Source organism: Streptococcus taoyuanensis (genome assembly GCF_029589235.1).
GTDB classification, from domain to species: domain Bacteria; phylum Bacillota; class Bacilli; order Lactobacillales; family Streptococcaceae; genus Streptococcus; species Streptococcus taoyuanensis.
In genome coordinates this window covers 24697-48659 of the sequence record NZ_JARQVW010000016.1, presented here as the reverse complement: position 1 = coordinate 48659, position 23963 = coordinate 24697, and the positions used below count along the sequence as shown (strand labels likewise).

Sequence of the window (23963 nt, the reverse complement as noted above, 5' to 3'; positions counted from 1 at the left end):
AAGGTACGTAGAAAAAGCCACCGGTTTTGGTGGCTCTTATAGGGAGATTATTATGAAAAAGTTTAGGATTTTCTATCAAACAAAGTTAGGAGGTCTTTATTTGATGGTTTTATTATAAGGCGGTTTGCTTAAAGAAAACTTAAGAAAAGGCGCTGATCGAAAGAATCGGTCTGAAGTCTGAGATGCCTTTACTCACTGAAGAAATCAATGCCAGTTTTGTTGAGTTCATTGACCCGCAACATGAATTTTGTCTTGATTTGAATAAGCGGGCTTCCGAAATTTTCGAGTGCAATCAAACCTTCCAGGGCTTTTAGGACCTGCTTGGCACGGTAAACCCCTTCCTTGTCATTTAAGCCAAGGAGGGCATAGACCTGCATAAATTCTAACTGCATGGAAATACTGGTGTTTAAAATCGGTTTGCGCTTGCGAAGCTGGTTAATTGATTGAAGAAAATTCAGAGCTTCTAGGTAGAGTTCTTTTTTAATAAGATAGTTGGCCAGATTTAACAGCAAAGAGGCCAACGCATTGGCAGAGTAGGCAGAATAACTGCTTTCAAAAAGTTCCAAGGATTCCTTTCGAATCTTAGCGACGACTTCATAGGGCAAGACAGATAAAAGGGCAATGGTGAAGTCTTGCTCAATTTCATTTTGATAGGCAAACGGCACTTCTTGAGCGATTCGTTGAATCGAGACAGGTGCGTCCTCCAGGTGGATTTCTTTTCCCATCGCGTTATTGACATTGATTTCAAGCGAGCGCAAATAGAGTTGCCAGAGCTCTTTGTTCTCCTCGGCAACAGGCGATTTTTCGTGCTTTAAGCGCTCAATGATGGAAAGAAAATCCATATTTTCTTGATTGATGTGTTTCATCAAAATGGGGCTGAAATTTTGAATAGTTAAGCCAGGATAATGGGACAAAAAGGTGTCCCAATCCACCCCCATAGACAGCAAGAGGCGAGAGAAGGTTTCGATGGTCACTCCTTTTTGAGAACGCTCAAATTGGCTGAGGAACTGAGGAGAGACAATATCTGCAGCGACTTCTTTTAGAGAAAGACCGCGTGCTTCACGAATTTTACGGAATGTTGGACCAAATGGCGAAGATGAGGACATAGGGGAACTTCCTTTCAATTATCATACCATTAGTATACCTCAAAAAAGGCTGGAATTAAACTCAGAGTTTAATTTTTGACAAAAAAACTAGAAATTCTTCGATTTTTAAGAAAAATGAAACTATAGTTTACATGGCCCTTTTTTAGGGAGGGATTTTTGATAAAATAAGGTCAATTCTAGAAGATAAGCTTATAACAAAAGGAGATTTACAATGACGACACAAGAAATTTTACAACTATTAGATGAAAAGCGCGTGCTAACGGCCCCTGCAGCAGTTGCTTGGGATGAAGTTCAACGGCAACAAAACCGATTAAATAAAGCAGCGAAGAGACTCAATGGGCCAATCACGGTCACACTGGCCCTCAATCTTCTTTTCGCCTTTACGATTTTTCTCTTAGAACAAAGTCACCTGATGCACGGTTTTCTACTGATGCTCGGATTGATGGGTGGGTTGATTGCGATCAAATATTTTGTATTTGTAGCCCCAGCCAAGCAAGCTCTTGCCAATGCCCGGGCTCTTTATAACCAGGAAATCAGCCAACCAGCCTACCAACAAGGGATGCAAGGTTTCCCACAAAAATTTTACAATTACCACGACCTCTTCCGACTATATAACATAATTGCAGAAGGCCGTGCCTCTACCTTGCCAGAAGCCTATAATCTGCTTGAAATGCAACAATTCCAAGAAACGCAAGTTAATCTGCAAGAGGAAGCCAATGCCCTACAAGCCGATATCGCACGTAGCTCAAGGGTCAGCGCCGTTGCTAATGTAGTCACTGCTTACAATACTTATCGTATCCACAAAGATATGTAATGTCAAAAAGATAAAAGATGAAAAAACCTCCCAAGAGTCATGATCGAAAATCAGAGCTCTCGTGGAGGTTATTTTGTTGTCCTGTAAAAAGTAGTTCCGCAAGGCATCCATGTACTTAAGTTCGCTAACGTATTAAGGACCGTAGTTCTCACTGTCGTTCGAACTGCGTCAACGTACCTAAGCTCACTACCGTTCACTAAGGGAATAAGGACCGTAGTTTTCGCTTCACTCAAACTGCATCAACGTACCTAAACTCGCTGATGCTCGTAAAGGTACGTAGAAAAAGCCACCGGTTTTGGTGGCTCTTATAGGGAGATTATTATGAAAAAGTTTAGGATTTTCTATCAAACAAAGTTAGGAGGTCTTTATTTGATGGTTTTATTATAAGGCTGATTTCTTAAAGAAAACTTAAGAAAAGACGCTGCTTATAAGAATCGGTCTTAGGTCTGATATTTTTTTACAACAGAAACTATTTAGATTTTTTTCTAAATAGAGTTGACAAACCCATCCGAAAGTACTAGAATCTATTTAGAAAGATTTCTAAATAGATTAGAGGAGATAGAGAATGAATTTTGCGCAAACATTTAAAGCTTTATCGAATCCGATAAGAAGAAGTATCTTAGAACTGCTAAAGGCAGGGAAATTATCCGCTGGCGATATCGCTGGCCACTTTGATGTAGCAGGAGCGACCATTTCCCATCATTTAAGCCTCCTCAAGCAGGCAGATTTAATTCGAGAGGAAAAAGAGAAGAATTTTATCTACTATGAACTCAATACTTCTGTCTTGGAGGATTTAATGGTCTGGCTCGTTGATTTGAAAGGAGACTCTACTGATGAAAACGAATAAAAAACTATTGCTATTAACCTCTATGGTGATACTTTTCCCCATACTTTGGGGGCTGATGATTTGGTCGCAATTGCCTAACCAAATCCCGATTCACTTCAATTTTGCTGGCCAGGCCAATAACTTCCAATCGAAACCCCTGGTTGTGTTTGGTCTTCCTATTTTCGATCTCATGGTGCATCTGTTTATGATCTTTATGATCGGTCGCGATTCTAAGAATAGCGCTATGAATGAAAAAATGATCAGAGCGATTTACTGGTTGACCCCAATCGTTTCCTTAAGTACCTCCTATCTCATCTATAGCAAGGCGCTAGGATCTACTACCAATCCATCAGTTTTTGTTTCGGTTCTGCTGGGTCTCATCTTTGTAATCATGGGCAATTACATGCCTAAGCTAAAAGTGAATCACACGGTTGGAATCCGTCTGCCTTGGACCTTACAGAGTGAAGATAACTGGCACAAAACCCATCGCTTGGCAGGGAAGTTGTGGGTCCTCGGAGGTTTGATCCTCCTACTTGAAGCAGGCCTTCAATTCGCGCTTTCTTATGTTTTGGTGCTGGTCATCCTCGCCATTGTGGTTATCCCTATGGTGTACTCATATCAATTAAGTCGAAAAAATCGTTAGTATGAAAAATGTAAAAACCAGTGGAAATCCGTGTTAGGATTACTTCCACTGGTTTTTATAATGCTTGATTTCATCGTTTTCTTAGCCAAAATAAGTTGAAAAAAGAGCGCACCAATACGTTATTTTAAAAATCAAATTTTATAAAAAGTGATATTACATACACCTTTCTAGGTTATCTAACTAGGTCTCTGTAATCCAATGTAATAAAAGCTAAGATATGCTACAAATAGAACTTATTAAATATATTAATTAAACATTTTTAATGGTATAATAACATCAAGTAGTAATATTATTGGAGTTTAAATGAATATTCGAGAACAAAAAAAGCAGGCTATAGAATTTATTAAACGCTGGGAAAATAGAGGAAATGAAAGACAAGATAGTCAGTCATTTTGGCTTGACTTACTTCAATCTGTTTATGAAGTGGAAAATCCAAGCGAGTATATCACTTTTGAAGATAAAGTGATGCTTGACCATACTAGTTTTATGGATGGCTTTATTGATAAGACAAAAGTATTGATTGAACAAAAAGGAGCGGATAAAGATTTAAATAAAGCTATAAAACAGTCTGATGGGACTTACCTTACACCGTTTCAACCAGCTAGACAATACAAAATTTAATGATTTCAATAATCGCCTTGAAGGTTTTGAGAAACTTTTTAAAGACAAATATTATTTTACCCATCCCGAAGATTTTAGCTCAATCTTTAGCATTTTGGTAAAGTATGGAAAAAGTACAAGTAAATATATTTTATCGAAAGGAGAGATATATGAGTGAAATAGTTATTAATGCTCAGAATTTATCTAAAAATTTTTATAATTTTGATTCAAGACTCCCATTTATCAAGAGATTTTTGAAACGTAATCAAATAACGATTCGAGCTGTTCAAGATATTAGTTTTACGATTAAGAGAGGGAGTATAGTTGGCTTTATTGGGAGTAATGGAGCTGGTAAATCCACAACGATTAAAATGTTGACTGGGACTCTTTATCCTAGTTCCGGAAAATTAGAAGTGAATGGAGAAATTCCATTTAAAAGAAGTATAAATTTTAGAAAAAAAATTTCAATAGTAGTAGGAAATAAATTACAGTTATTTCAAGATGTTTCGGCTATGGATTATTTTCAATTGATTGGTACTTTATATGAGGTAGAACCGGCGATTTTACAAGAACGAATTCAGGAATTAAGCAATTTGTTGAATGTAAAAGATCAGCTTTACCAGCAGGTCCGGACCCTCTCTCTTGGACAAAAAATGAAAATGGAGTTTATCGCGGCATCTTTAACAAGTCCGGAAATATTATTTTTAGACGAGCCTACTATAGGGTTAGATATACAGTCTAAAAAAGATATCAGAACATTTTTAAAGAAAATGAATGAAGAATGTCATACTACTATTATTTTAACGAGTCATGATATGGATGATATTTCGTCTGTTTGTGACGAATTAATCGTCATTGACAAAGGAAAAATTATTTTGCAGGAGTCAATGGATGTTATTTTATCTAAATTTTCTGATTTTAAATATTTAAAGATAAAAATGACATTAGATTTGGTACCAGAGTTATGCTCTGTTAAAGGAGTAGTAGTCATTTCTCAAACAAAATCGGAATGTATACTAAAAATACCTAGAGATTTTGTCTTTGAGACATTAGAATCAATCAATAAGCTTGTAGATATAGAAGATTTTGAAATATCAAATCTTTCTTTAGAAGAAATTATTTTACAAAACTATTTTACAAAAAAGGAGCACAATTGAAAAAAGAAATGTCTATTATTCTGATATCATTTCGATCTATTTTGAACTATAAATCAAGTGTACTATTGTTAATGTTACAGGCAAGTATACAAATTATGATATCAGTATTTTTATGGACGTATATATATCAGAGTAACCAGATAAATATAGCAGGATATGATTTTACCTCAATGGTTCAATACTATTTGGGGACTATAATTTTTTCATATTTTGTTTTTTATCCAGTTGATTGGGAAATCAATGACGATGTTCATTCAGGAAATTTTTTTAGCATATTAATAAAACCTGTTACTTTTTATAAGTATTATTTTTGTAAAATGCTTGGAGATAGGCTTGCTCATTTATTATTTATCATCATTCCTGTCATTTTATTCTCCAGTGTTTATTACAAGAATGAGTTATTAACCATTGAAATTCTTATTTTAGGAAGTATTGCAATTATTCTATCTATGGTTCTATGGTTTTTAATATCATGTTGTGTAGGTATGCTTTCTTTTTGGTTAGAAAATATATTTTTTGTCCTTACTGTTAAAGAAATAGTAATTCAGTTTTTATCAGGAATATTATTGCCTTTAAGTTTTTTTTCAAATAATTTTCGTCTGTTTTTAGATGTATTACCTTTTAAATACTTAGTATATGAACCGCTTCAGATGTTTAGTAATGATACATATAAATTAATAGACTATTTGAGAATTATTTGTATTCAATTGATTTGGTGCATCATTTTTTATATTATATCAAGATTCATATTGAGAAAAGGAGTGGAGCACTTCTCAAATGTGGGAGGATAAAATGTTTAGAATAAAAGTAATTTTTAGGCTACTTCATTTTGGTTTTAAATCTGATATGAATTTTCATTTTGACTTCTTTTGTGGTCTATTTTCGTCGATACTGTGGATTGGTTTACCTATTGTATTTTTTAGATTGATTTTCTTAAACATAGACTCTTTTAATGGTTGGGACTATTATCAAATTTTATTTTTGGTAGGTTCCTACACTATTGTAGATGGAGTTATGATGGGATTGTTAATTAGAAGTATGGGAATTTTAGAATCAGATATTTTGAGTGGTAACTTGGATCAAATTTTATTGAGGCCGTTTGATACTCAGTTGTTCTATATTTTTAGATCATTTAATTTAGTTCAATTCGTGAATACTTTTTTTGGTCTTGCGATCATTTTTATAAGTTATGGAAATTTAAATGTACATTTAAATTCATTAAAAATATTATTTTATATCCTTTCTTTAATGTGTGGTTGTATTATATATTATTCAATTTGGTTTCTAATAACGATTAGTTCATTTTGGTTCCCAACTAAATTTTCAAAAGTAGATGTATTTTTGAATTATATTGGAATTTCTAAGTATCCATATAATATTTTTACAGGTATTAACAGATTGATCACTATGTTATTTGTTCCCAATTTATTAATTGCCAATCCTGCAGTATTAATATTTTTAGGGAAAGATACATTGAACCTATTTTTCTATCAAATAGTTTTTACAGTTTTTTTGATTATTATCAGTCGTACAATTTTTAGAAAAGGATTGAAAAAATATGAAAGTGCAGGAAGATAAACAATGTTGTTCAGTTATATGTTTGACTAAAGGAAGTGATTCGCTGTACTTTGTTTTGTGGTCATTGAAACATCAGATAATTATAAACTATAATTTAAAGAATAGTATTATTAACTTATAGGTGCTAAGAAAAAATTTAAAGAAATTCCCTCATTCAATCAAACTTATTCATATTTTTTAAAATAAGAAAATAGTTGGATTTTGATGATGGTTGATATAAAGCTAAACTGGAAGTACCTGAAATCCAACTGTGTCAAACCAGGTCATACGATCTGTGAGAAAAAGAACACATAACAAAAAGAGGAGCTTCACAATAAAGTTCCTCTTCTTTTATATATCCGAATCATTATTCTTATTTCAAAAAAGGTAGTGAAAAAGGTAGTGATTCGGTTGATTTATATTGCAATGTAGTGAAATTTAGAATTTCAAGAATCGCTTAAAATCAAGGTTTCTAACATCTATTGACGTGTAGTGAACCCCTATTTCACCTCTGTAAACACGACGTGTTTGCGAAGTTTTGGTGAGTATTTCTTCAATTGAAGACGGTCTGGAGTGTTACGTTTGTTTTTAGAAGTAAGGTACAAGCGTTCACCAGATTCTTTGTGTTCAAGTGTAATATTTACGCGCATGGTATCTCCCTTCTATTATTCAGCTGATGCAGCTTTAGCGATCTTACGTCCTTTGTAGTATCCTTTAAGTGATACACGGTGTGAACGTGAGTAATCTCCAGTTGCTTCGTCAAAGTTTACAGATGGAGCTGTTACTTTGTAGTGCGTACGACGTTTGTTTTTCTTCGCTTTTGATGTGCGACGTGCAGGTACTGCCATTTCGTTTTTCTCCTTTTAAGATATAAATTCAATTAGGTTTGATTTTCATCAACTGTAACAGTATAACAAAACTTTTTTGTAAAGTAAAGTTACTTGACAAAAAAATTGAAATTTTTGAAAGAAACTTTTCTGTCGTCTGCTTCTCCAAAGTTCTTGCCTATCTTTGTGGCCTCTTTTATGCTATAATGGTAAAAAATATAACGAGAGGAATGACATGACAGAATTAGACAAACGCCATCGTAGTAGTGTCTACGATAGCATGGTAAAATCTCCCAACCGTGCCATGCTTCGCGCGACGGGAATGACCGATGAAAGCTTTGAGAAACCGATCGTAGGGGTAATCTCTACTTGGGCTGAAAACACACCTTGTAACATACACTTGCATGATTTTGGAAAATTGGCTAAAGAAGGTGTGAAGGATGCAGGAGCTTGGCCGGTCCAATTCGGAACCATTACGGTTGCGGACGGGATTGCTATGGGGACGCCTGGGATGCGCTTCTCCCTAACATCTCGCGATATCATTGCGGATTCTATCGAAGCAGCTATGGGTGGTCACAACGTTGATGCTTTTGTAGCCATCGGGGGCTGTGATAAGAACATGCCTGGTTCGATGATTGCCATCGCCAATATGGATATCCCAGCGATCTTTGCTTATGGTGGGACTATTGCTCCAGGGAATCTCGATGGAAAAGATATCGACTTGGTTTCTGTTTTCGAAGGAATTGGGAAGTGGAATCACGGCGATATGACCGCTGAAGAAGTGAAGCAACTGGAATGTAACGCCTGCCCTGGCCCTGGTGGCTGTGGTGGGATGTATACGGCCAACACCATGGCGACAGCGATTGAGGTCCTTGGGATGAGTCTTCCTGGTTCCTCTTCTCACCCTGCTGAATCAGCTGACAAAAAGGCCGATATCGAAGAAGCAGGTCGTGCTGTTGTCAAGATGCTGGAAATGGGACTGAAGCCATCTGATATCTTGACCCGTGAAGCTTTTGAAGATGCGATTACAGTGACCATGGCGCTTGGTGGTTCTACCAATGCGACCCTTCACTTGCTTGCGATCGCTCATGCGGCCAATGTAGACTTGACCCTTGAAGACTTCAACGATTTCCAAGAGCGTGTGCCTCACTTGGCGGACTTGAAACCTTCAGGGAAATATGTCTTCCAAGACCTTTATAATGTTGGTGGTGTGCCAGCCGTCATGAAATACCTTCTTAAGAATGGTTTCCTTCATGGGGATCGTATCACTTGTACTGGTAAGACTGTTGCTGAGAACTTGGAAGCCTTCGCTGATTTGACACCAGGTCAAAAAGTTATCATGCCACTTGAAAATCCAAAACGTGCGGATGGTCCATTGATCATCTTGAAAGGGAACTTGGCTCCAGAAGGGGCGGTTGCCAAAGTATCAGGTGTGAAAGTTCGTAACATCACGGGTCCTGCTAAGGTCTTTGACTCAGAAGAAGCTGCCATTGAAGCCGTTCTTTCGGATGAAATTGTGGATGGCGACGTTGTCGTTGTCCGTTTCGTAGGTCCTAAGGGTGGTCCTGGTATGCCGGAAATGCTGTCCTTGTCATCCATGATTGTTGGGAAAGGTCAAGGGGACAAGGTGGCCCTCTTGACAGATGGACGCTTCTCTGGTGGTACTTATGGTCTCGTTGTCGGTCACATTGCGCCTGAAGCTCAGGTTGGTGGCCCAATCGCCTACCTCCACACAGGGGACATGGTAACAGTTGATCAAGATACCAAAGAAATCACCATGCACGTTTCAGACAAAGAGTTAGCGAAACGCAAAGCTGAAACAACCTTGCCACCGCTGTATAGCCGTGGGGTTCTGGGTAAATACGCTCATATCGTGTCTTCAGCATCACGTGGTGCTGTAACCGACTTCTGGAATATGGAACAGTCTGGTAAACAGTAATTACAAGGACGACTTTGGTCCAAAGAGAGAGTGGGACAGAAATCGGTCATTCGTTAGAATTCGATTTCGTCGTCCCACCTACGCACAGTTGAGTAGGGCTGTAAAAACTGATGAAATCAGTGTAGTAGAGCCCACTCAACCACTGCGTCTTGCTCGACAATCCAAAAATAATTGAGAGGCTAGGACTTTTGTCCCAGCCTCTTTTTTGGCTCAAAGTCGCTATTTTTAACCCTGTCGCTGAAGCGTATGAATATTACTTTTTGGGAGATTTGAGTGTATTATCTGTCATTTTTCTTGTAAATCCGTCTATAATTTGCTATAATTGTGACTAATCGAATCAATCCTTTAATACTGTCCAGAGAGGCAGGCAAGGAGCTATGGAAATGAAAGGCCTGGGAAGACCAGCCTATATTTTGTGTATCTCCTTGTTGTGGGGGATTTTTTTGTATAGTTGAAAAGTGGTTTGATGAAAAAGAGAAATCGTCGATGATGGAGCATGAAGTACTCCTTTACGATTTGGTCATCGAAGGTAGACGTTTTTGTTCAGCCATAGCTTGCTGCATCTTAATTTTAGGAGGTTTTTACGATCGTGAATGACGTTAAATATGATGTGAATGATATGCCAAAACCTGGTTTATTGATTGGTTTATCTTTCCAGCATTTGTTTGCCATGTTTGGGGCGACGGTGCTGGTGCCGATTTTGGTTGGGATTGATCCTGCCATTGCTTTGTTCTCATCTGGTTTGGGGACCTTGGCTCACTTGTCAGTGACCAAGTATAAGATTCCTGCTTATATGGGGTCTAGTTTTGCTTATATTGCAGCGATGCAAATGCTGATGAAGTCAGATGGGATCGCGGCAGTTGCCCAGGGTGCTATGGCGGGTGGTTTGGTCTACTTGTTTGTAGCTCTGATTGTTAAGCATGCGGGTAAAGATTGGATTAATAAGGTCCTTCCACCAATCGTGGTTGGTCCCATTATCATGGTAATTGGTTTGAGTCTTGCGGCGAATGCAGTCACTGATGCGACAACCTTAAATAAAAGCTATAGCGGTTATGCTCTATTGATTTCGATGGTGACCCTCTTTGCGGTTATCCTCTTTAACATGTATGGCAAGAAGATTGTCGGTGTCGTCCCAATTTTACTTGGATTAATTGTGGGCTATATTTTCTCATTGGCTCTTGGTTTGATAACAGGACATAGTTTTGTCAATTTCTCAGAGGTAAGTGCGGCGCATTGGATTCAAGTTCCAAACTTTGACATTCCATTTGTGGATTATAGCTTTAAGCTCTATCCAAGTGCGATTTTGACCATGGCTCCGATTGCCTTTGTGACTATGACGGAACATTTTGGCCACCTCATGGTTTTAAATAGTTTGACTGAGCGTGATTACTTCAAGGATCCAGGGCTTGACCATACGCTTACTGGTGATGGCTTGGCACAGATTATTGCTGGATTCTTTGGAGCTCCTCCGGTAACTTCTTATGGGGAAAACATTGGGGTTATGGCCCTTAGTAAGGTCTACTCAGTTTACGTTATTTCAGGCGCAGCAGTGATTGCGGTTGTCATGAGCTTTATTGGGAAGCTATCAGCACTTTTGCACTCTATTCCAACTCCTGTATTGGGAGGTTTGTCTATTGCCCTCTTTGGGGTTATCGCTGCTAGCGGTTTGAAAATTTTAGTTGAACATAAGATTGATTTTGATAATAAAAAGAATCTCTTGATTGCAAGTGTGATCTTGGTATCAGGGATCGGTGGTTTGATGATTGACCTTGGTGGTCTTCAAATTACAGGTGTGGCAACTTCAACGATTCTTGGAATTGTGTTGTATCAAATCCTTCCAGAACCAAAAGCTGACGAGGCTTAGTCCATTCTGGTAGTGAAAAAGTTTGAATGGATTTAAACATTATAAAAAACGAGGAACAGACTCTGATGGCAGAGCTGGTGTTCCTCGTTTTTTTATGATGGATTGGATTCCCAAAGAGGCTTTCCTTCATTAAGTTGACTGCGTTTCTTAAATGGTAATGATTGTTATCGTGGTGGAAGACCAAGGGCGATGCGCCCGTATCGGCTGATTCGTGTAATTTTCCAAGCGGGTGACCAAGTCACTTCAACCTTGACATCTTCGATCCCCTCGATTTCTTTTAGGCGAGCGACGATTTCGATCGGAAGGCTCTCAGCACAGCTGCAAGCCGTATCGGTAAAGGTCATAACCACCTTGCAAGTGCCGGCTTCATCTAGATGGATCTCGTAGATCAGTCCCAGATTATAAACATCTAACTCGACATCGGTATCAAATACAAGCTCCAATTTTTCGATTAACGACTTCTCTAGTGCCAGGGCGCGGTCATTGATTTTGATATCCTCTCTCATCGCAAGATCCTTTCAGTGTAGTATGGCTTCCATTTTCTCATAATTCGGCTGATAAGGCAAGAAGAGAAAGAGGTTTTGAACGTGTCGAACGAATGAAATTCGGTCCAGTCTCCATTTCTCTTCGAATTTGTGGTAAAATAGAGGCAAAAGTAAGACAAAGGATGAAAGCTATGAAATTACAAAAACCAAAAGGGACCCAGGATATCCTTCCTGGCGATTCGGCGAAATGGCAATATGTAGAAGGCTTTGCACGCAAGGTCTTTGCGCGATACAATTATGATGAAATCCGCACACCGATCTTCGAACATTATGAAGTCATCAGCCGTTCAGTAGGGGATACGACGGATATCGTTACCAAAGAAATGTATGATTTCTATGACAAGGGAGACCGTCATATCACGCTTCGTCCAGAAGGAACAGCTCCTGTTGTCCGCTCCTATGTAGAAAATAAACTCTTTGCGCCTGAGGTACAAAAACCAAGTAAGTTCTATTACATAGGTCCAATGTTCCGCTATGAACGTCCTCAAGCAGGTCGTTTGCGTCAATTCCACCAAATTGGGGTAGAATGCTTTGGATCGAGCAATCCTGCAACGGATGTCGAAACCATTGCCATGGCAGCGCAATTCCTGAAAGAACTAGGAATTGACAATGTGACCTTGCACTTGAACACCTTGGGAAGCCCTGCTAGTCGTCAGGCTTATCGTCAAGCCTTGATTGATTACCTCTTGCCAATGAAGGATCAATTGTCTAAGGACAGCCAACGTCGCTTAGAAGAAAATCCGCTTCGTGTCTTGGATTCAAAAGAAAAAGAAGACAAGGCGGCGGTTGAACAGGCTCCTTCCATCTTAGACTATCTAGATGAAGAAAGCCAGGCGCATTTTGATGCGGTTCGTCGGATGTTGGAAGACTTGGGAGTATCCTATGTCATTGATACCAACATGGTGCGTGGCTTGGATTACTACAACCACACGATTTTTGAGTTCATTACAGAAATTGAAGGCAATGAATTGACAGTTTGTGCGGGTGGTCGCTATGATGGTTTGGTTGAATACTTCGGTGGCCCTTCGACAGCTGGTTTTGGATTTGGTATCGGTGTGGAACGGATCCTTCTCGTTCTTGAAAAGAAAGGCATTGAATTACCAATCGAAACCGGCCTAGATGCCTACATCGCTGTCCTAGGAGATGAGGTCAATGAAGCAGCGCTTAGCTTGGTTCAAGCCCTTCGAATCCAAGGCTTCAAGGCAGAACGTGACTATCTTGGACGCAAGCTCAAGGCGCAATTTAAGTCAGCAGATGTCTTTGCGGCCAAAGCCTTGATCACCTTAGGAAGTAGTGAAGTTGAGAGCGGTCAAGTTACTGTGAAAAATAACCAAACTCGTCAAGAAGTAACGGTGGCTCTTGAAAGCTTGAAGAAAGACTTCCCATCTGTTTTAGCAGAGTTGGGATTGGCTTGATCAAGTCTTGCAGGCACCTGTAAAACAGATTCGCATGGGAGTAGGAGCAAAGTCGTTGCGCCTGCTCTCTTTTATCTAGCTTCTGTTTGCTGACCTTTGCCAAGATTTGGCGAAAAGCCGTTAAATTTTCTGACATTTATGATATAATGAGAAGACTACTAGTAAAGGAATGAAACAGTCATGACATTAGTTTATCAATCAACACGAGATGAAAAAAATACTGTAACAGCTAGTCAAGCCATTCTTCAAGGATTGGCGACAGATGGCGGTTTGTTTACTCCAGTCTCTTATCCTCAAGTAGAGCTGGATTTTGATACCCTCAAAGATGCTTCTTACCAAGAAGTGGCCAAGCTTGTTTTGTCAGCCTTTTTGGACGACTTTACAGCAGAAGAGTTAGACTACTGTATTTCTCATGCTTATGACAGCAAGTTTGATACCCCAGCTATTGCTCCGCTTGTCAAACTCGATGGACAATACAACTTGGAGCTCTTCCACGGTTCCACCATTGCCTTTAAAGATATGGCTTTGTCGATCTTGCCTTACTTTATGACAACAGCAGCTAAAAAGCACGGTCTGGAAAATAAAATTGTCATCTTGACGGCGACTTCTGGAGATACAGGAAAAGCTGCGATGGCAGGTTTTGCTGATGTTCCAGGGACAGAGATCATTGTCTTTTATCCAAAAGATGGTGTCAGCAAGGTGCAAGAATTGCAAATGACGACTCAGACTGGGGACAATACCCATGTCATCGCGATCGATGGAAACTTTGACGATGCCCAAACCAATGTCAAACACATGTTCAATGATGTGGCGCTTCGTGAAAAATTAGCAGCCAACAAGATGCAATTTTCATCAGCTAATTCTATGAACATTGGTCGTTTGGTGCCTCAGGTTGTCTATTACGTATACGCCTATGCGCAATTGGTGAAGACAGGCCAAATCACAGCGGGAGAAAAAGTCAATTTCACTGTTCCAACAGGAAACTTTGGAAATATCTTGGCAGCTTTCTATGCCAAACAAATCGGTCTTCCAGTTGGAAAATTGATCTGTGCGTCAAATGAAAACAATGTCTTGACAGACTTCTTCAAAACACATGTCTATGATAAGAAACGTGAGTTCAAGGTGACCACTAGCCCATCAATGGATATTTTGGTCTCTTCAAACTTGGAACGCTTGATTTTCCACTTGGTAGGCAATGATGCCACGAAGACCAAAGAGTTGATGGAAAGCCTTGTTGCAACAGGTCAGTACCAGTTGTCCAACTTTGATGCAGACATCTTAGATTTGTTTGCGGCTGCATACGCAGATGAAGCAGAAACTGCTGCAGAAATCAAGCGGGTCTATGAAGCGTCTGATTACATCGAAGACCCTCATACAGCCGTAGCATCAGCCGTTTATCAAAAATACCGGACCCAAACAGGGGATGCTGCTAAAACAGTCATTGCCTCTACAGCAAGTCCTTACAAATTCCCTGTTGTGGCAGTAGAAGCGGTGACAGGCGAGACAGGTCTAGGCGATTTCGAAGCCTTGGCTAAATTGCACACCCTCTCAGGTGTTCCTGTGCCACCGGCCGTAGATGGACTTGAAACTGCGCCAGTTCGCCATCGTACAAGCGTAGCTGCTAAAGACATGCAAGCAGCCGTAGAAGACTACTTGGGACTGTAATTCTCCCTATTAGAAAGATCAAAAGAGCCGTTTGGCTCTTTTATATACTCATGAATTCATACAAAAAAATCTTAAACATTGCCCTCCCTGCCATGGGTGAAAATTTCTTACAAATGCTGATGGGCATGGTGGACTCTTATTTAGTAGCTCACCTGGGCTTGATTGCCATTTCAGGTGTTTCCGTCGCAGGGAATATCATCACCATCTATCAAGCCATCTTTTTGGCACTGGGTGCGGCAGTTGCCAGTGTCATGTCCAAAAGCTTGGGTGAAAAAAATCAAGAAAACATTGCCTACCATGCGACAGAGTCACTGAAGGTGACCTTACTGTTGAGTGCTCTCTTAGGAGGAGCATCGCTGTTATTTGGACGCCAGATGATTTCGCTGTTGGGGACTGAAGCTGCAGTAGCCGAAAGCGGGGGGATTTACCTTTCCTTGGTCGGCGGGACCATTGTTCTCTTAGGCTTGATGACGACCTTGGGCTCCTTGGTTCGGGTGGCCAACAATCCACGTCTTCCTATGTATGTGAGCCTGTTGACCAATGTTTTGAATGCTTTATTCTCCTCTGTGGCCATTTTCCTTTTTGGCTGGGGGATTGTCGGTGCGGCCTTAGGGACAGTGCTGGCCCGTCTGGTGGGCGTCATCCTCTTGTGGCGAAAGGTCCAGTTACCCTTTGCACCTCTTCGTTGGGGATTGGATCGTAAGCTCTTGAACTTAGCACTTCCAGCTGCCGGAGAGCGGCTGATGATGCGAGCTGGAGATGTGGTGATCATTGCGATCGTGGTTGCTTTTGGGACCGAGGCAGTCGCAGGAAATGCTATCGGAGAGACCTTGACCCAGTTTAACTACATGCCTGTGTTTGGGGTGGCCACAGCGACGGTCATGCTCGTAGCACGGAGCCTGGGTGAAGGTGATCTTGAGCAGATTGCCCGCCTTCGAAAGCAGTCTTACTGCTTGTCCTTCGTGTTAATGTTACCCATTGCCTTGGGAATCTTTTTTGGGGGCACCCTTCTGACCTATCTCTACACACAAGATGTGAAAGCGGTAGAAGCTAGCCTGTCGGTTGTCCTCTTTTCTTTGTTGGGAACGCCGTTTACAGCAGGAACGGTCATCTATACAGCTGTTTGGCAAGGGTTGGGAAATGGGAAACTTCCATTTTATGCAACGACGATTGGCATGTGGGTCATTCGAATTGGAGCCGGTTATCTGCTTGGAGTAACTCTTGGCTTTGGCCTTCCAGGTGTCTGGACTGGGACACTGCTCGACAATGGTTTTCGTTGGCTATTTTTGAGTCAGCTATATAGACGAAAAGTAGGAGAGAAGAAAAAATGACAAAACGAGCCTTTATTTGGGATTTGGACGGAACCTTGCTGGATTCCTATGATGCTATTCTGGCAGGTCTTGAGGAGACTTATGCATCTTATCAGCTTCCGTTTGACCGGGCTAGCATTAAAGATTACATCTTGAAGCATTCGGTTCAAGATCTTTTAGTAGCTGTGGCGGAGGAGTATCATCTGGATGTGACGGACTTGAATCATCGCCGAGCAGAAAGTCTAGCAGAGAAAAATGCCCAGGTCCTTCTGATGGATGGGGCGCGTGATGTCCTATCCTGGGGACAAGAAGCTGGAATTGAGCAGTTTGTCTATACCCATAAGGGAGAGAATGCCTTTGTCATCCTACGGGATTTGGGTTTGGAATCTTTTTTTACAGAGATTTTGACCAGTCAAAGTGGTTTTGCCCGCAAGCCTGACCCAGAAGCTGCCATGTATCTGATGGAGAAGTACGGCTTGGAGCCAGAAAATACCTACTATATTGGGGATCGGAGTCTGGATATTGACTTTGCAAGAAATAGCCAGATTCAGAGTATCAATTTCTTGACGTCTGACTATGAAGGTAATCATCAGATGAACACCTTACTAGATATTCCAGTTATTTTAAACGCTGAAAAGAATCTGTAAAGAATTTGTTTTCATTTTGAAATAAAGTCGTAAGCTTTCTTTAAGAAATGTCCGCTATAATAGAAGCATAAACAAAGACCTCCTAACTTTGTTTAGAAAAATCCTAAAACTTTTCTTTTTCATAATAATCTCCCTAAGAGTCGCCAAATCAGGCGGCTTTTTTTGTGCGAAAAAACAGTGCAAGCTCTTTTCCTTGCCAGAGGATATGAAATATTTTATAATTGATTAGTCAATTATTGATTTATCAAAAATGAATAGAGGAAGGAATGTGGCAGAAATAAATGATTTGCTCTACCAACTACGTTTGGCAGATCAATCGACTACACAGTTATTTGAAAAGCGCCTAGGGATTAGCTTAACACGTTACCAAATTTTGCAGGATTTATTAGAACAAGCACCTTGCAATCAGATCGCGGTTCAGGAACGCTTGCAGATTGATCCAGCGGCTTTAACCCGGCATTTCAAAATATTGGAAAAGGAAGGATTTGTCCATCGGAGTCGAAATCCAAAGAATCAGCGGGAAATCATAATTCATTTGACGGATACGGCCTATAATCGTTTGGTCAAACATCCCCCTCGCCATCATGTGGCGGTAAAAGAACAGATGAGTCGCATTTTGACCACTCAAGAACAAGAGCAATTTTCTTACCTGCTGGACAAATTAGTATCTGGCATTGAACAAATAACAGTTGAATAAAAAGGAGAATCTACGATGTCATTACTGACGATTATTTTAGCAAGTCTTGCTGCACTGGAGCATTTATATATTTTTTATTTGGAGAGCATCAGAACCACATCTGATACCACAAGTCGGGTTTTCAACATGGATAAAGAAGAACTCGCTCGCCCATCTGTGACCTCTTTATTTAAGAATCAAGGGATATACAATGCCTTGATTGGTGCCTTCCTCTTGTATGGATTGTTTGTCTCTAAAAATAGTGAAGTTGTTACGATTTTTGTGCTCTTTATTATTGGGGCTGCTACCTACGGTGCGATGACAGCCAATAAAAAGATTATCTTGACCCAAGGTGGCCCTGCTATTTTGGCCTTGTTAAGTATCCTATTTTTGGGTTAAAAAAGATGCGCCGATAGGGAACTTTGAGTTGATTGTATTAAATAAGTGTAGAAAAAAGTATAAAAAAAGACTAAAAATTTTATTGACTTTCGAAGAAAAAGGGTTATAATGGTAGCAACAGAAAAGTAATGAGTCAGCTATTTTCAGGGAGCTTGTGGGAATTGTGAACAAGCAATAGCGACTGATGAAAATTGGACTGTTATGATCAATGAATTCTAACCCATGTGAATTCGGTTGGCACCCCTTACCGTGCAACTCCTTGATAGAGGAGATAGAGATGTAGGGAAAGACCAGCTATTTTTCCCTATAAAAGAGGTGGCACCGCGGACATTACGCCCTCACACAGTTTTTGTGTGAGGGCTTTTCTATGTGCCTTAGCAAGCGAAGCGAGCTTAGGCACATTGATCCCAAAGCGGAAATAGAGCGTGGGATAACCGTGATCGCCTTAGCAAGCCAAGGTGCGGCTGAATTCCTTAGAATAAAAGAGTTCTAAAAGAGAGGTTTCTGATATGAAAAAAGTTTTATCTGCTGATGTGTTGAGTCCAATTTTGGCTTATATGCGTTTGGATGCGCCCCATAAAATGATCTTGGAGTCGATCCCTCGTGAAAAAGAGAATGCGCGTTTTTCAATTGTAGCTTATCGGCCGGTCAGTGAAGTCAAGTTTGAAAATGGTGTCCTCTATTACAATGATCAAATTATCGAAGAGGATCCTTTGGACTTTTTGAACCGCATCACGGTCAAAACGAAAACTTCAGAAGAGCTTCCTTTTAACGGTGGGGCGATTGGATTTGTCGGCTATGACTTGATTGGTCTCTATGAGAACATTGGTTCCATTCCTGAAGATACGATCGGCACACCAGATCTTCACTTTTTCTTATATGAAAGCTATGTGATTTTTGATCACAAAAAGGAAAAGGTCTATGTGGTGGAAGAGAACCACTATAGTGGGCGAAGTGAAGCAGAGCAAGCGTCGAGCTTGGAGCAAGTATTAGCACAATTGGCAAGACCTGCAAAAGAAGAGTTTCAGGACAAGGACCTGCATGCGCTTCATTTCCACAATCATTTGGAGCAAAAAGAGTTTGAGGAAATGGTGGCCCTAGCGCGGGACTATATTCGAAAAGGAGATATGTTCCAATGCGTGCTCAGTCAACGTTTTTCAGCTGATTTTTCGGGTAAACCATTGGATTATTACCGCAATTTGCGCGTGACCAACCCTTCGAATTATCTCTACTTTTATGATTTTGGGGAGTACCAAATTATCGGTGCTAGTCCAGAAAGTCTGGTGTCGGTCAAGGACCGAGTGGTGACAACTAATCCCATTGCGGGCACGCGTCCAAGAGGGATCGATGAAGAGGCTGATCGGAAATTGGCAGCTGAGTTGACAGGGGATCCAAAAGAAGTCGCAGAGCACCGGATGTTGGTGGATCTAGGGCGAAACGATATTGGTCGTATTGCTCAAAATGGTTCAGTTGAAGTGACCAAATATATGGAAGTGGAATTCTTCCGTTATGTGATGCACTTGACGAGTGTGGTCAAGGGTCAATTACTTCCTGGACTAGCCTCTATTGAGGCTCTGAAGGCAACTCTTCCAGCTGGAACCGTTTCGGGTGCTCCCAAGATTCGAGCCATGAAGCGGATCTATGAGGCAGAAAAAGAGAAACGCGGGGTCTATGCGGGTGCTATTGGCTATCTCTCTGTGACGGGGGATCTCGATTTTGCTATTGCGATTCGAACCATGATCCTCAAAAATAAGAAGGCTTATGTGCAGGCTGGAGCAGGAATTGTTTATGATTCGATCGCTGAAAATGAATACCAAGAAACCGTCAATAAGGCAAAATCAATGACTAGGATTGGAGAAGAAGGATGATTTTATTAGTCGATAATTACGATTCATTTACCTACAATTTAGCACAGTATATCGGAAAATTTGATGAGGTCCAGGTGCTTCGAAATGATGATCCGGATTTGTACCAGGTTGCCCAAGAAGCAGATGCCTTGGTCTTTTCTCCAGGTCCAGGTTGGCCAAAGGATGCGGGCAAGATGGAGGAGATGATCCGAGATTTCGCAGGGGTCAAACCAATCTTGGGGATTTGCCTGGGACATCAAGCGATTGCGGAAGTTTTTGGAGGGCGCTTGGGATTGGCACCACAGGTCATGCATGGCAAACAAAGCCAGATCCAGCTAGAAGCTCCCTCTCCGCTATACGCGGGTGTCGCAAAAGAGGTCCCAGTCATGCGTTACCATTCGTTGACGATTGAAGACATGCCAGAGGATTTTGTCATTACCTCTCGGACGACGGATGATCAAGCCATTATGGGGATTCAACACCGCAGCTTACCAATTTATGGTTTTCAATACCATCCAGAAAGTATCGGGACGCCAGATGGGCTCAAGACCATCGAAAATTTTGTTAAACTAGTCAAGGAGCGGAAGATGAAACAAGTGCTTGCAAAAGTAGCGGAAGGAATGGATCTAACTGGTGCAGAGTTAGAAGCTGCTATGGAGGAAGTCGTTGCTGGTCGTGCTTCAGAAGCACAGGTGACGGCCCTTCTTCTAGGTCTTAAAATGAAGGGAGAAACGGTTGAAGAGCGGACGGCTATTGCAAAAGTGATGCAGGCCTATGCAGTCGCTATTCCTACAGAAGTTCAAGGAGCGATGGACAATTGTGGAACGGGGGGCGATCGTTCGTATAGTTTCAATATTTCAACAACAGCTGCCTTCGTCCTTGCTGGTGGTGGCATCAAGATGGCGAAACACGGAAATCGTTCGATCTCTTCCAAATCCGGTTCTGCGGATGTACTAGAAGCTCTAGGGATTAACCTTGATTTGGGTCCAGAAGACTTGGGACGAGTGTTTGAAAAGGCGGGAATTGTCTTCCTATTTGCCAAAAATCTGCATCCTGGCATGCGCTATATTATGCCCGCTCGCTTGGCACTAGGGGTGCCGACAGTGATGAACTTAACTGGTCCTCTTATCAATCCGATTCCTCTAGAAACCCAGCTATTGGGAACCAGTCGTCCTGACATGCTAGAAAGTACGGCAGAGATTCTAAAGAATTTGGGTCGGAAACGCGCAGTGGTGGTGAGTGGCCCACAAGGTTTGGACGAGGCAGGCCTTGATGGCGCAACCCAGCTCGCTATTCTGGAAGATGGACAGGTTACTTTATCCAGTTTTCAACCAGAAGATATCGGAATGGAGCGCATTGAAATTGATCAAGTACGAGGTGGAGACGCCAAACGCAATGCGGAAATTTTGCTCAGTGTCTTGAAGAATGAAGCGAGTCCCTTCTTAGAGGTGACGGTCTTAAATGCAGGCCTTGGTTTTTATGCCAACGGCAAGGTAGATTCTATCAAAGAGGGGATTGCCTTGGCACGTGAAGTGATTGCCAGTGGGGCCGCCCTTGAGAAATTGAGATTATTACAGGAGTATCAAAAATGAGTCAAGAATTCTTGCCAAAGATTCTAAAGGAAAAGGCGCGTGAAGTGGCTGCGATGAAAGAAGAGGAACTCCAACCTTTGCGCGAGACCTACCGCCTGTATGATTACCTAAAGAGTCATCCAGAAAAGCTTCAGGTCATTGCGGAAGTGAAAAAGGCTAGCCCGAGTCTGGGAGATATTCATGTCGATGTGGATATCGTCGCGCAGGCTAAGACTTACGAAGAAAATGGGGCCGTGATGATTTCTGTCTTGACCGATCAAGTTTTTTTCAAGGGCAGTATCGAGTATCTCCGGGAAATATCTAGTCAAGTGCGTATTCCCACCCTCAATAAAGATTTTATTGTGGATGAAAAGCAAATAATTCGGGCACGAAACGCAGGGGCGACCGTGATCTTGTTGATTGTTGCAGCCTTATCAGAGACTCGTCTGCAAGAGCTCTATGAGTTTGCGACCCATCTTGGCCTGGAGGTCTTGGTGGAGACCCATAATCTGACAGAACTAGAGGTCGCTCACCGGATTGGTGCTCAGATCATCGGGGTGAATAATCGCAACTTGGTGACCTTTGAGACTGATCTTCATACTAGCCTGGAATTGGCGACCAATTTTGAACAAGAACCGGTTTACATCTCTGAGTCTGCTATTTTCGCAGCAGCAGACGCGCGCATGCTGGCTCCTTATTTTAATGGCATTCTCGTTGGGACAGCCCTCATGAAGGCAGACAATGTGGCTGAAAAAGTAAAGGAGTTGCAGATTGACAAAGGTTAAAATTTGCGGATTGTCCACTCCGGAAGCTGTCCAGACAGCTGTTGAGGCCGGTGCGGACTACATTGGTTTTGTCTTTGCACCAAGCAAACGGCAAGTGACGCTGGAGCAAGCTCGGCAGTTGGCTACAGATATTCCAAAGAGGGTTCAAAAAGTCGGTGTTTTTGTATCACCACAAAGAGAAGAAGTGGAGCAAGCTTGCCAAGTTGTAGGGTTGGATCTGATACAAGTGCATGGGCCGATAGATGATACCATCTTGCAAGAGCTTCCCCAACAGACGATTCGTGCTGTTCAAGTGGGGAAAGATGCAGCTCTTCCTGAGACCAGTGCCGATTATCTGCTCTTTGATGCTCCTGTAGCAGGAAGTGGAGAGACTTTTAACTGGCAAGAACTCGAAAGTCAAAACGTTACAAAGCCCTTCTTTATTGCAGGAGGCTTGACGGAAGACAATGTAGCAGATGCCATTCGCTTCTTTCATCCTTATGCGGTGGATGTATCCAGTGGGGTCGAGACAAATGGAATAAAAGATCAAGAAAAGATAAAACGATTTATAGAAAGGGTCAAGCATGGCATATAAACAACCAGATAAAAACGGATTTTACGGGCGGTTCGGGGGACGATTTGTCCCTGAAACCTTGATGACAGCAGTTTTAGAATTAGAAGAAGCCTATAGAGAAAGTCAAGCAGATCCTTCTTTTCAAGCAGAATTGGATCACCTTTTGAAACAATATGTCGGTCGGGAAACACCGCTCTATTACGCTAAGAATCTTACCAAGTATGTCGGCGGAGCCAAGATTTTTCTTAAAAGAGAAGACCTCAACCACACAGGGGCTCATAAAATTAATAATGCCCTAGGACAGGTTTTGTTGGCACACCGGATGGGCAAAAAGAAGATCATCGCAGAAACAGGAGCTGGCCAGCACGGTGTTGCAACAGCAACAGCTGCTGCTTTATTTGATATGGAATGTACCATTTACATGGGGGAAGAAGATGTCAAACGCCAAGCCCTCAATGTCTTTCGGATGGAGTTATTGGGCGCTAAGGTTCAATCAGTAACAGATGGTTCACGTGTTCTCAAGGATGCGGTCAATGCTGCCCTTAGAGCCTGGGTAGCAAATGTGGAGGATACCCACTATATCATGGGTTCTGCTCTAGGACCTCATCCATTCCCAGAGATTGTCCGTGATTTTCAAAGTGTCATCGGTCGAGAAGCCAAACGCCAATTTGCAGAGCAAAATGATGGTGCATTACCAAATGCAGTTTTAGCCTGTGTAGGAGGCGGATCGAACGCCATTGGCCTCTTTTATCCTTTTGTTGAAGATACATCTGTTGCCATGTATGGGGCAGAAGCTGCTGGGCTTGGAGTAGATACAGACCAGCATGCAGCAACCTTGACCAAGGGGCGTCCGGGAGTCCTTCACGGTGCCTTGATGGATGTTTTACAGGATGCCCATGGACAGATTTTAGAAGCCTTCTCGATTTCAGCAGGTCTCGATTATCCTGGGATTGGGCCAGAGCATTCTTATTTCCATGATATCAAGCGGGCAACCTATGTGCCTGTGACAGACCAAGAAGCCCTAGAAGCCTTTCAATTGCTTTCAAAAGTAGAAGGAATCATTCCAGCTCTGGAATCGAGCCATGCTATCGCCTATGCAGTGAAATTGGCCAAGGAGATGGGGCCTGAAAAATCCATGATCGTTTGCTTATCAGGTCGTGGGGATAAAGATGTGGTACAAGTCAAAGACCGCCTAGAACAAGAGAGAGGAGAGTAAG

Annotated in this window: 23 protein-coding genes and 2 pseudogenes; 21 read left to right on the top strand and 4 right to left on the bottom strand. The window is 41.5% G+C overall.

Annotation, left to right across the window (positions count from 1 at the left end; translation table 11 throughout):
* Positions 1-188: 188 nt before the first annotated feature.
* Positions 189-1106 carry a helix-turn-helix domain-containing protein gene (locus P5Y91_RS09305; protein WP_049472646.1) on the bottom strand — a complete coding sequence of 306 codons (918 nt, stop codon included), beginning with the start codon at positions 1104-1106 and terminating at the stop codon, positions 189-191.
* Positions 1107-1317: 211 nt separating this feature from the next.
* On the opposite strand from P5Y91_RS09305, the gene P5Y91_RS09300 reads away from it, so the two are divergent.
* From P5Y91_RS09300 to P5Y91_RS09270, 7 genes and pseudogenes are all read left to right on the top strand, one after another.
* Positions 1318-1920: a hypothetical protein gene (locus tag P5Y91_RS09300; protein ID WP_277839329.1), complete on the top strand. Its 603-nt coding sequence runs from the start codon at positions 1318-1320 to the stop codon at positions 1918-1920.
* 565 nt (positions 1921-2485) lie between these two features.
* Positions 2486-2767: an autorepressor SdpR family transcription factor gene (locus P5Y91_RS09295; RefSeq protein ID WP_003009465.1), complete on the top strand. Its 282-nt coding sequence runs from the start codon at positions 2486-2488 to the stop codon at positions 2765-2767.
* Complete coding sequence (locus P5Y91_RS09290; protein WP_155168340.1) at positions 2754-3389, top strand: SdpI family protein; 636 nt, start codon at positions 2754-2756, stop codon at positions 3387-3389. The genes P5Y91_RS09295 and P5Y91_RS09290 overlap by 14 nt, the downstream gene beginning before the upstream one ends.
* A 303-nt stretch (positions 3390-3692) precedes the next feature.
* A pseudogene (locus P5Y91_RS09285) lies at positions 3693-4001 on the top strand (type IIL restriction-modification enzyme MmeI); the annotation flags it as partial.
* A 158-nt stretch (positions 4002-4159) separates the two neighbouring features.
* Positions 4160-5146, top strand: a complete 987-nt coding sequence (locus P5Y91_RS09280) for an ABC transporter ATP-binding protein (RefSeq protein ID WP_003010129.1) — start codon at positions 4160-4162, stop codon at positions 5144-5146.
* Positions 5143-5937: an ABC transporter permease gene (locus P5Y91_RS09275; RefSeq protein ID WP_003013825.1), complete on the top strand. Its 795-nt coding sequence runs from the start codon at positions 5143-5145 to the stop codon at positions 5935-5937. The genes P5Y91_RS09280 and P5Y91_RS09275 overlap by 4 nt, the downstream gene beginning before the upstream one ends.
* 1 nt (position 5938) lies before the next feature.
* Entirely contained in the window at positions 5939-6724 is a 786-nt protein-coding gene (locus P5Y91_RS09270; RefSeq protein WP_003013947.1) for an ABC transporter permease, read from the top strand.
* A 479-nt stretch (positions 6725-7203) separates the two neighbouring features.
* On the opposite strand, the gene rpmG is transcribed toward P5Y91_RS09270, so the two are convergent.
* Together rpmG and rpmF are read right to left on the bottom strand one after the other, a co-directional pair.
* On the bottom strand, positions 7204-7353 hold the full coding sequence (gene rpmG, locus P5Y91_RS09265) for a 50S ribosomal protein L33 (protein ID WP_001265622.1): 150 nt from the start codon (positions 7351-7353) through the stop codon (positions 7204-7206).
* Positions 7354-7368: 15 nt separating this feature from the next.
* Positions 7369-7551: a 50S ribosomal protein L32 gene (gene rpmF, locus P5Y91_RS09260; protein WP_003009516.1), complete on the bottom strand. Its 183-nt coding sequence runs from the start codon at positions 7549-7551 to the stop codon at positions 7369-7371.
* Between the two features lie 214 nt (positions 7552-7765).
* On the opposite strand from rpmF, the gene ilvD reads away from it, so the two are divergent.
* On the top strand, positions 7766-9469 hold the full coding sequence (ilvD, locus tag P5Y91_RS09255) for a dihydroxy-acid dehydratase (protein ID WP_070506106.1): 1704 nt from the start codon (positions 7766-7768) through the stop codon (positions 9467-9469).
* Between the two features lie 589 nt (positions 9470-10058).
* The gene (locus tag P5Y91_RS09250) at positions 10059-11333 is read left to right on the top strand and encodes a uracil-xanthine permease family protein (RefSeq protein ID WP_277839328.1); all 1275 of its coding nucleotides are present in this window, start codon (positions 10059-10061) and stop codon (positions 11331-11333) included.
* Between the two features lie 164 nt (positions 11334-11497).
* Here the strand turns inward: P5Y91_RS09250 and P5Y91_RS09245 are convergent, their stop codons facing one another.
* Positions 11498-11839: a metal-sulfur cluster assembly factor gene (locus P5Y91_RS09245; RefSeq protein WP_013904437.1), complete on the bottom strand. Its 342-nt coding sequence runs from the start codon at positions 11837-11839 to the stop codon at positions 11498-11500.
* A 170-nt stretch (positions 11840-12009) separates the two neighbouring features.
* On the opposite strand from P5Y91_RS09245, the gene hisS reads away from it, so the two are divergent.
* From hisS to trpB, 12 genes and pseudogenes are all read left to right on the top strand, one after another.
* The gene (gene hisS / locus P5Y91_RS09240) at positions 12010-13293 is read left to right on the top strand and encodes a histidine--tRNA ligase (RefSeq protein WP_277839327.1); all 1284 of its coding nucleotides are present in this window, start codon (positions 12010-12012) and stop codon (positions 13291-13293) included.
* Positions 13294-13473: 180 nt separating this feature from the next.
* Complete coding sequence (gene thrC / locus P5Y91_RS09235; protein WP_277839326.1) at positions 13474-14958, top strand: threonine synthase; 1485 nt, start codon at positions 13474-13476, stop codon at positions 14956-14958.
* 50 nt (positions 14959-15008) lie between these two features.
* Positions 15009-16289, top strand: coding sequence for an MATE family efflux transporter (locus P5Y91_RS09230; protein WP_118398140.1), 1281 nt, complete (start codon positions 15009-15011; stop codon positions 16287-16289).
* Positions 16286-16915 (top strand): HAD-IA family hydrolase, encoded by a 630-nt coding sequence (locus tag P5Y91_RS09225; protein WP_118398137.1) that lies wholly within the window; start codon positions 16286-16288, stop codon positions 16913-16915. The genes P5Y91_RS09230 and P5Y91_RS09225 overlap by 4 nt, the downstream gene beginning before the upstream one ends.
* A 268-nt stretch (positions 16916-17183) precedes the next feature.
* A complete protein-coding gene (locus tag P5Y91_RS09220; protein ID WP_118398134.1) occupies positions 17184-17612 on the top strand; it encodes a MarR family winged helix-turn-helix transcriptional regulator in 429 nt (142 codons plus the stop codon).
* 15 nt (positions 17613-17627) lie between these two features.
* Positions 17628-17990, top strand: coding sequence for a DUF1304 domain-containing protein (locus P5Y91_RS09215; protein WP_049492220.1), 363 nt, complete (start codon positions 17628-17630; stop codon positions 17988-17990).
* A 509-nt stretch (positions 17991-18499) separates the two neighbouring features.
* Positions 18500-19858: an anthranilate synthase component I gene (trpE, locus tag P5Y91_RS09210; RefSeq protein WP_118398131.1), complete on the top strand. Its 1359-nt coding sequence runs from the start codon at positions 18500-18502 to the stop codon at positions 19856-19858.
* Positions 19855-20415: pseudogene (locus P5Y91_RS09205) on the top strand (aminodeoxychorismate/anthranilate synthase component II); the annotation flags it as partial. The gene trpE and the pseudogene P5Y91_RS09205, both read left to right, overlap by 4 nt.
* Before the next feature lie 9 nt (positions 20416-20424).
* The gene (gene trpD, locus P5Y91_RS09200; protein WP_229099277.1) at positions 20425-21429 is read left to right on the top strand and encodes an anthranilate phosphoribosyltransferase; all 1005 of its coding nucleotides are present in this window, start codon (positions 20425-20427) and stop codon (positions 21427-21429) included.
* Positions 21426-22193, top strand: a complete 768-nt coding sequence (gene trpC / locus P5Y91_RS09195) for an indole-3-glycerol phosphate synthase TrpC (protein ID WP_070666730.1) — start codon at positions 21426-21428, stop codon at positions 22191-22193. Before trpD ends, trpC begins: the two co-directional genes overlap by 4 nt.
* On the top strand, positions 22180-22767 hold the full coding sequence (locus P5Y91_RS09190) for a phosphoribosylanthranilate isomerase (protein WP_049475265.1): 588 nt from the start codon (positions 22180-22182) through the stop codon (positions 22765-22767). Before trpC ends, P5Y91_RS09190 begins: the two co-directional genes overlap by 14 nt.
* Positions 22757-23962: a tryptophan synthase subunit beta gene (trpB, locus tag P5Y91_RS09185; protein WP_049475266.1), complete on the top strand. Its 1206-nt coding sequence runs from the start codon at positions 22757-22759 to the stop codon at positions 23960-23962. The genes P5Y91_RS09190 and trpB overlap by 11 nt, the downstream gene beginning before the upstream one ends.
* Position 23963 lies beyond the last annotated feature (1 nt).

What these genes read in the sequence shown, in the direction of transcription:
- P5Y91_RS09245 (WP_013904437.1), bottom strand. Translation starts at nt 11,839, where the DNA reads ATGAGAGAGGATATCAAAATCAATGACCGCGCCCTGGCACTAGAGAAG.
- rpmG (WP_001265622.1), bottom strand. Translation starts at nt 7,353, where the DNA reads ATGCGCGTAAATATTACACTTGAACACAAAGAATCTGGTGAACGCTTG.
- P5Y91_RS09280 (WP_003010129.1), top strand. Translation starts at nt 4,160, where the DNA reads ATGAGTGAAATAGTTATTAATGCTCAGAATTTATCTAAAAATTTTTAT.
- P5Y91_RS09295 (WP_003009465.1), top strand. Translation starts at nt 2,486, where the DNA reads ATGAATTTTGCGCAAACATTTAAAGCTTTATCGAATCCGATAAGAAGA.
- P5Y91_RS09290 (WP_155168340.1), top strand. Translation starts at nt 2,754, where the DNA reads ATGAAAACGAATAAAAAACTATTGCTATTAACCTCTATGGTGATACTT.
- trpD (WP_229099277.1), top strand. Translation starts at nt 20,425, where the DNA reads ATGAAACAAGTGCTTGCAAAAGTAGCGGAAGGAATGGATCTAACTGGT.
- thrC (WP_277839326.1), top strand. Translation starts at nt 13,474, where the DNA reads ATGACATTAGTTTATCAATCAACACGAGATGAAAAAAATACTGTAACA.
- trpE (WP_118398131.1), top strand. Translation starts at nt 18,500, where the DNA reads ATGAAAAAAGTTTTATCTGCTGATGTGTTGAGTCCAATTTTGGCTTAT.
- trpB (WP_049475266.1), top strand. Translation starts at nt 22,757, where the DNA reads ATGGCATATAAACAACCAGATAAAAACGGATTTTACGGGCGGTTCGGG.
- P5Y91_RS09300 (WP_277839329.1), top strand. Translation starts at nt 1,318, where the DNA reads ATGACGACACAAGAAATTTTACAACTATTAGATGAAAAGCGCGTGCTA.
- ilvD (WP_070506106.1), top strand. Translation starts at nt 7,766, where the DNA reads ATGACAGAATTAGACAAACGCCATCGTAGTAGTGTCTACGATAGCATG.
- P5Y91_RS09270 (WP_003013947.1), top strand. Translation starts at nt 5,939, where the DNA reads ATGTTTAGAATAAAAGTAATTTTTAGGCTACTTCATTTTGGTTTTAAA.
- P5Y91_RS09215 (WP_049492220.1), top strand. Translation starts at nt 17,628, where the DNA reads ATGTCATTACTGACGATTATTTTAGCAAGTCTTGCTGCACTGGAGCAT.
- P5Y91_RS09230 (WP_118398140.1), top strand. Translation starts at nt 15,009, where the DNA reads ATGAATTCATACAAAAAAATCTTAAACATTGCCCTCCCTGCCATGGGT.
- rpmF (WP_003009516.1), bottom strand. Translation starts at nt 7,551, where the DNA reads ATGGCAGTACCTGCACGTCGCACATCAAAAGCGAAGAAAAACAAACGT.
- hisS (WP_277839327.1), top strand. Translation starts at nt 12,010, where the DNA reads ATGAAATTACAAAAACCAAAAGGGACCCAGGATATCCTTCCTGGCGAT.
- P5Y91_RS09225 (WP_118398137.1), top strand. Translation starts at nt 16,286, where the DNA reads ATGACAAAACGAGCCTTTATTTGGGATTTGGACGGAACCTTGCTGGAT.
- trpC (WP_070666730.1), top strand. Translation starts at nt 21,426, where the DNA reads ATGAGTCAAGAATTCTTGCCAAAGATTCTAAAGGAAAAGGCGCGTGAA.
- P5Y91_RS09305 (WP_049472646.1), bottom strand. Translation starts at nt 1,106, where the DNA reads ATGTCCTCATCTTCGCCATTTGGTCCAACATTCCGTAAAATTCGTGAA.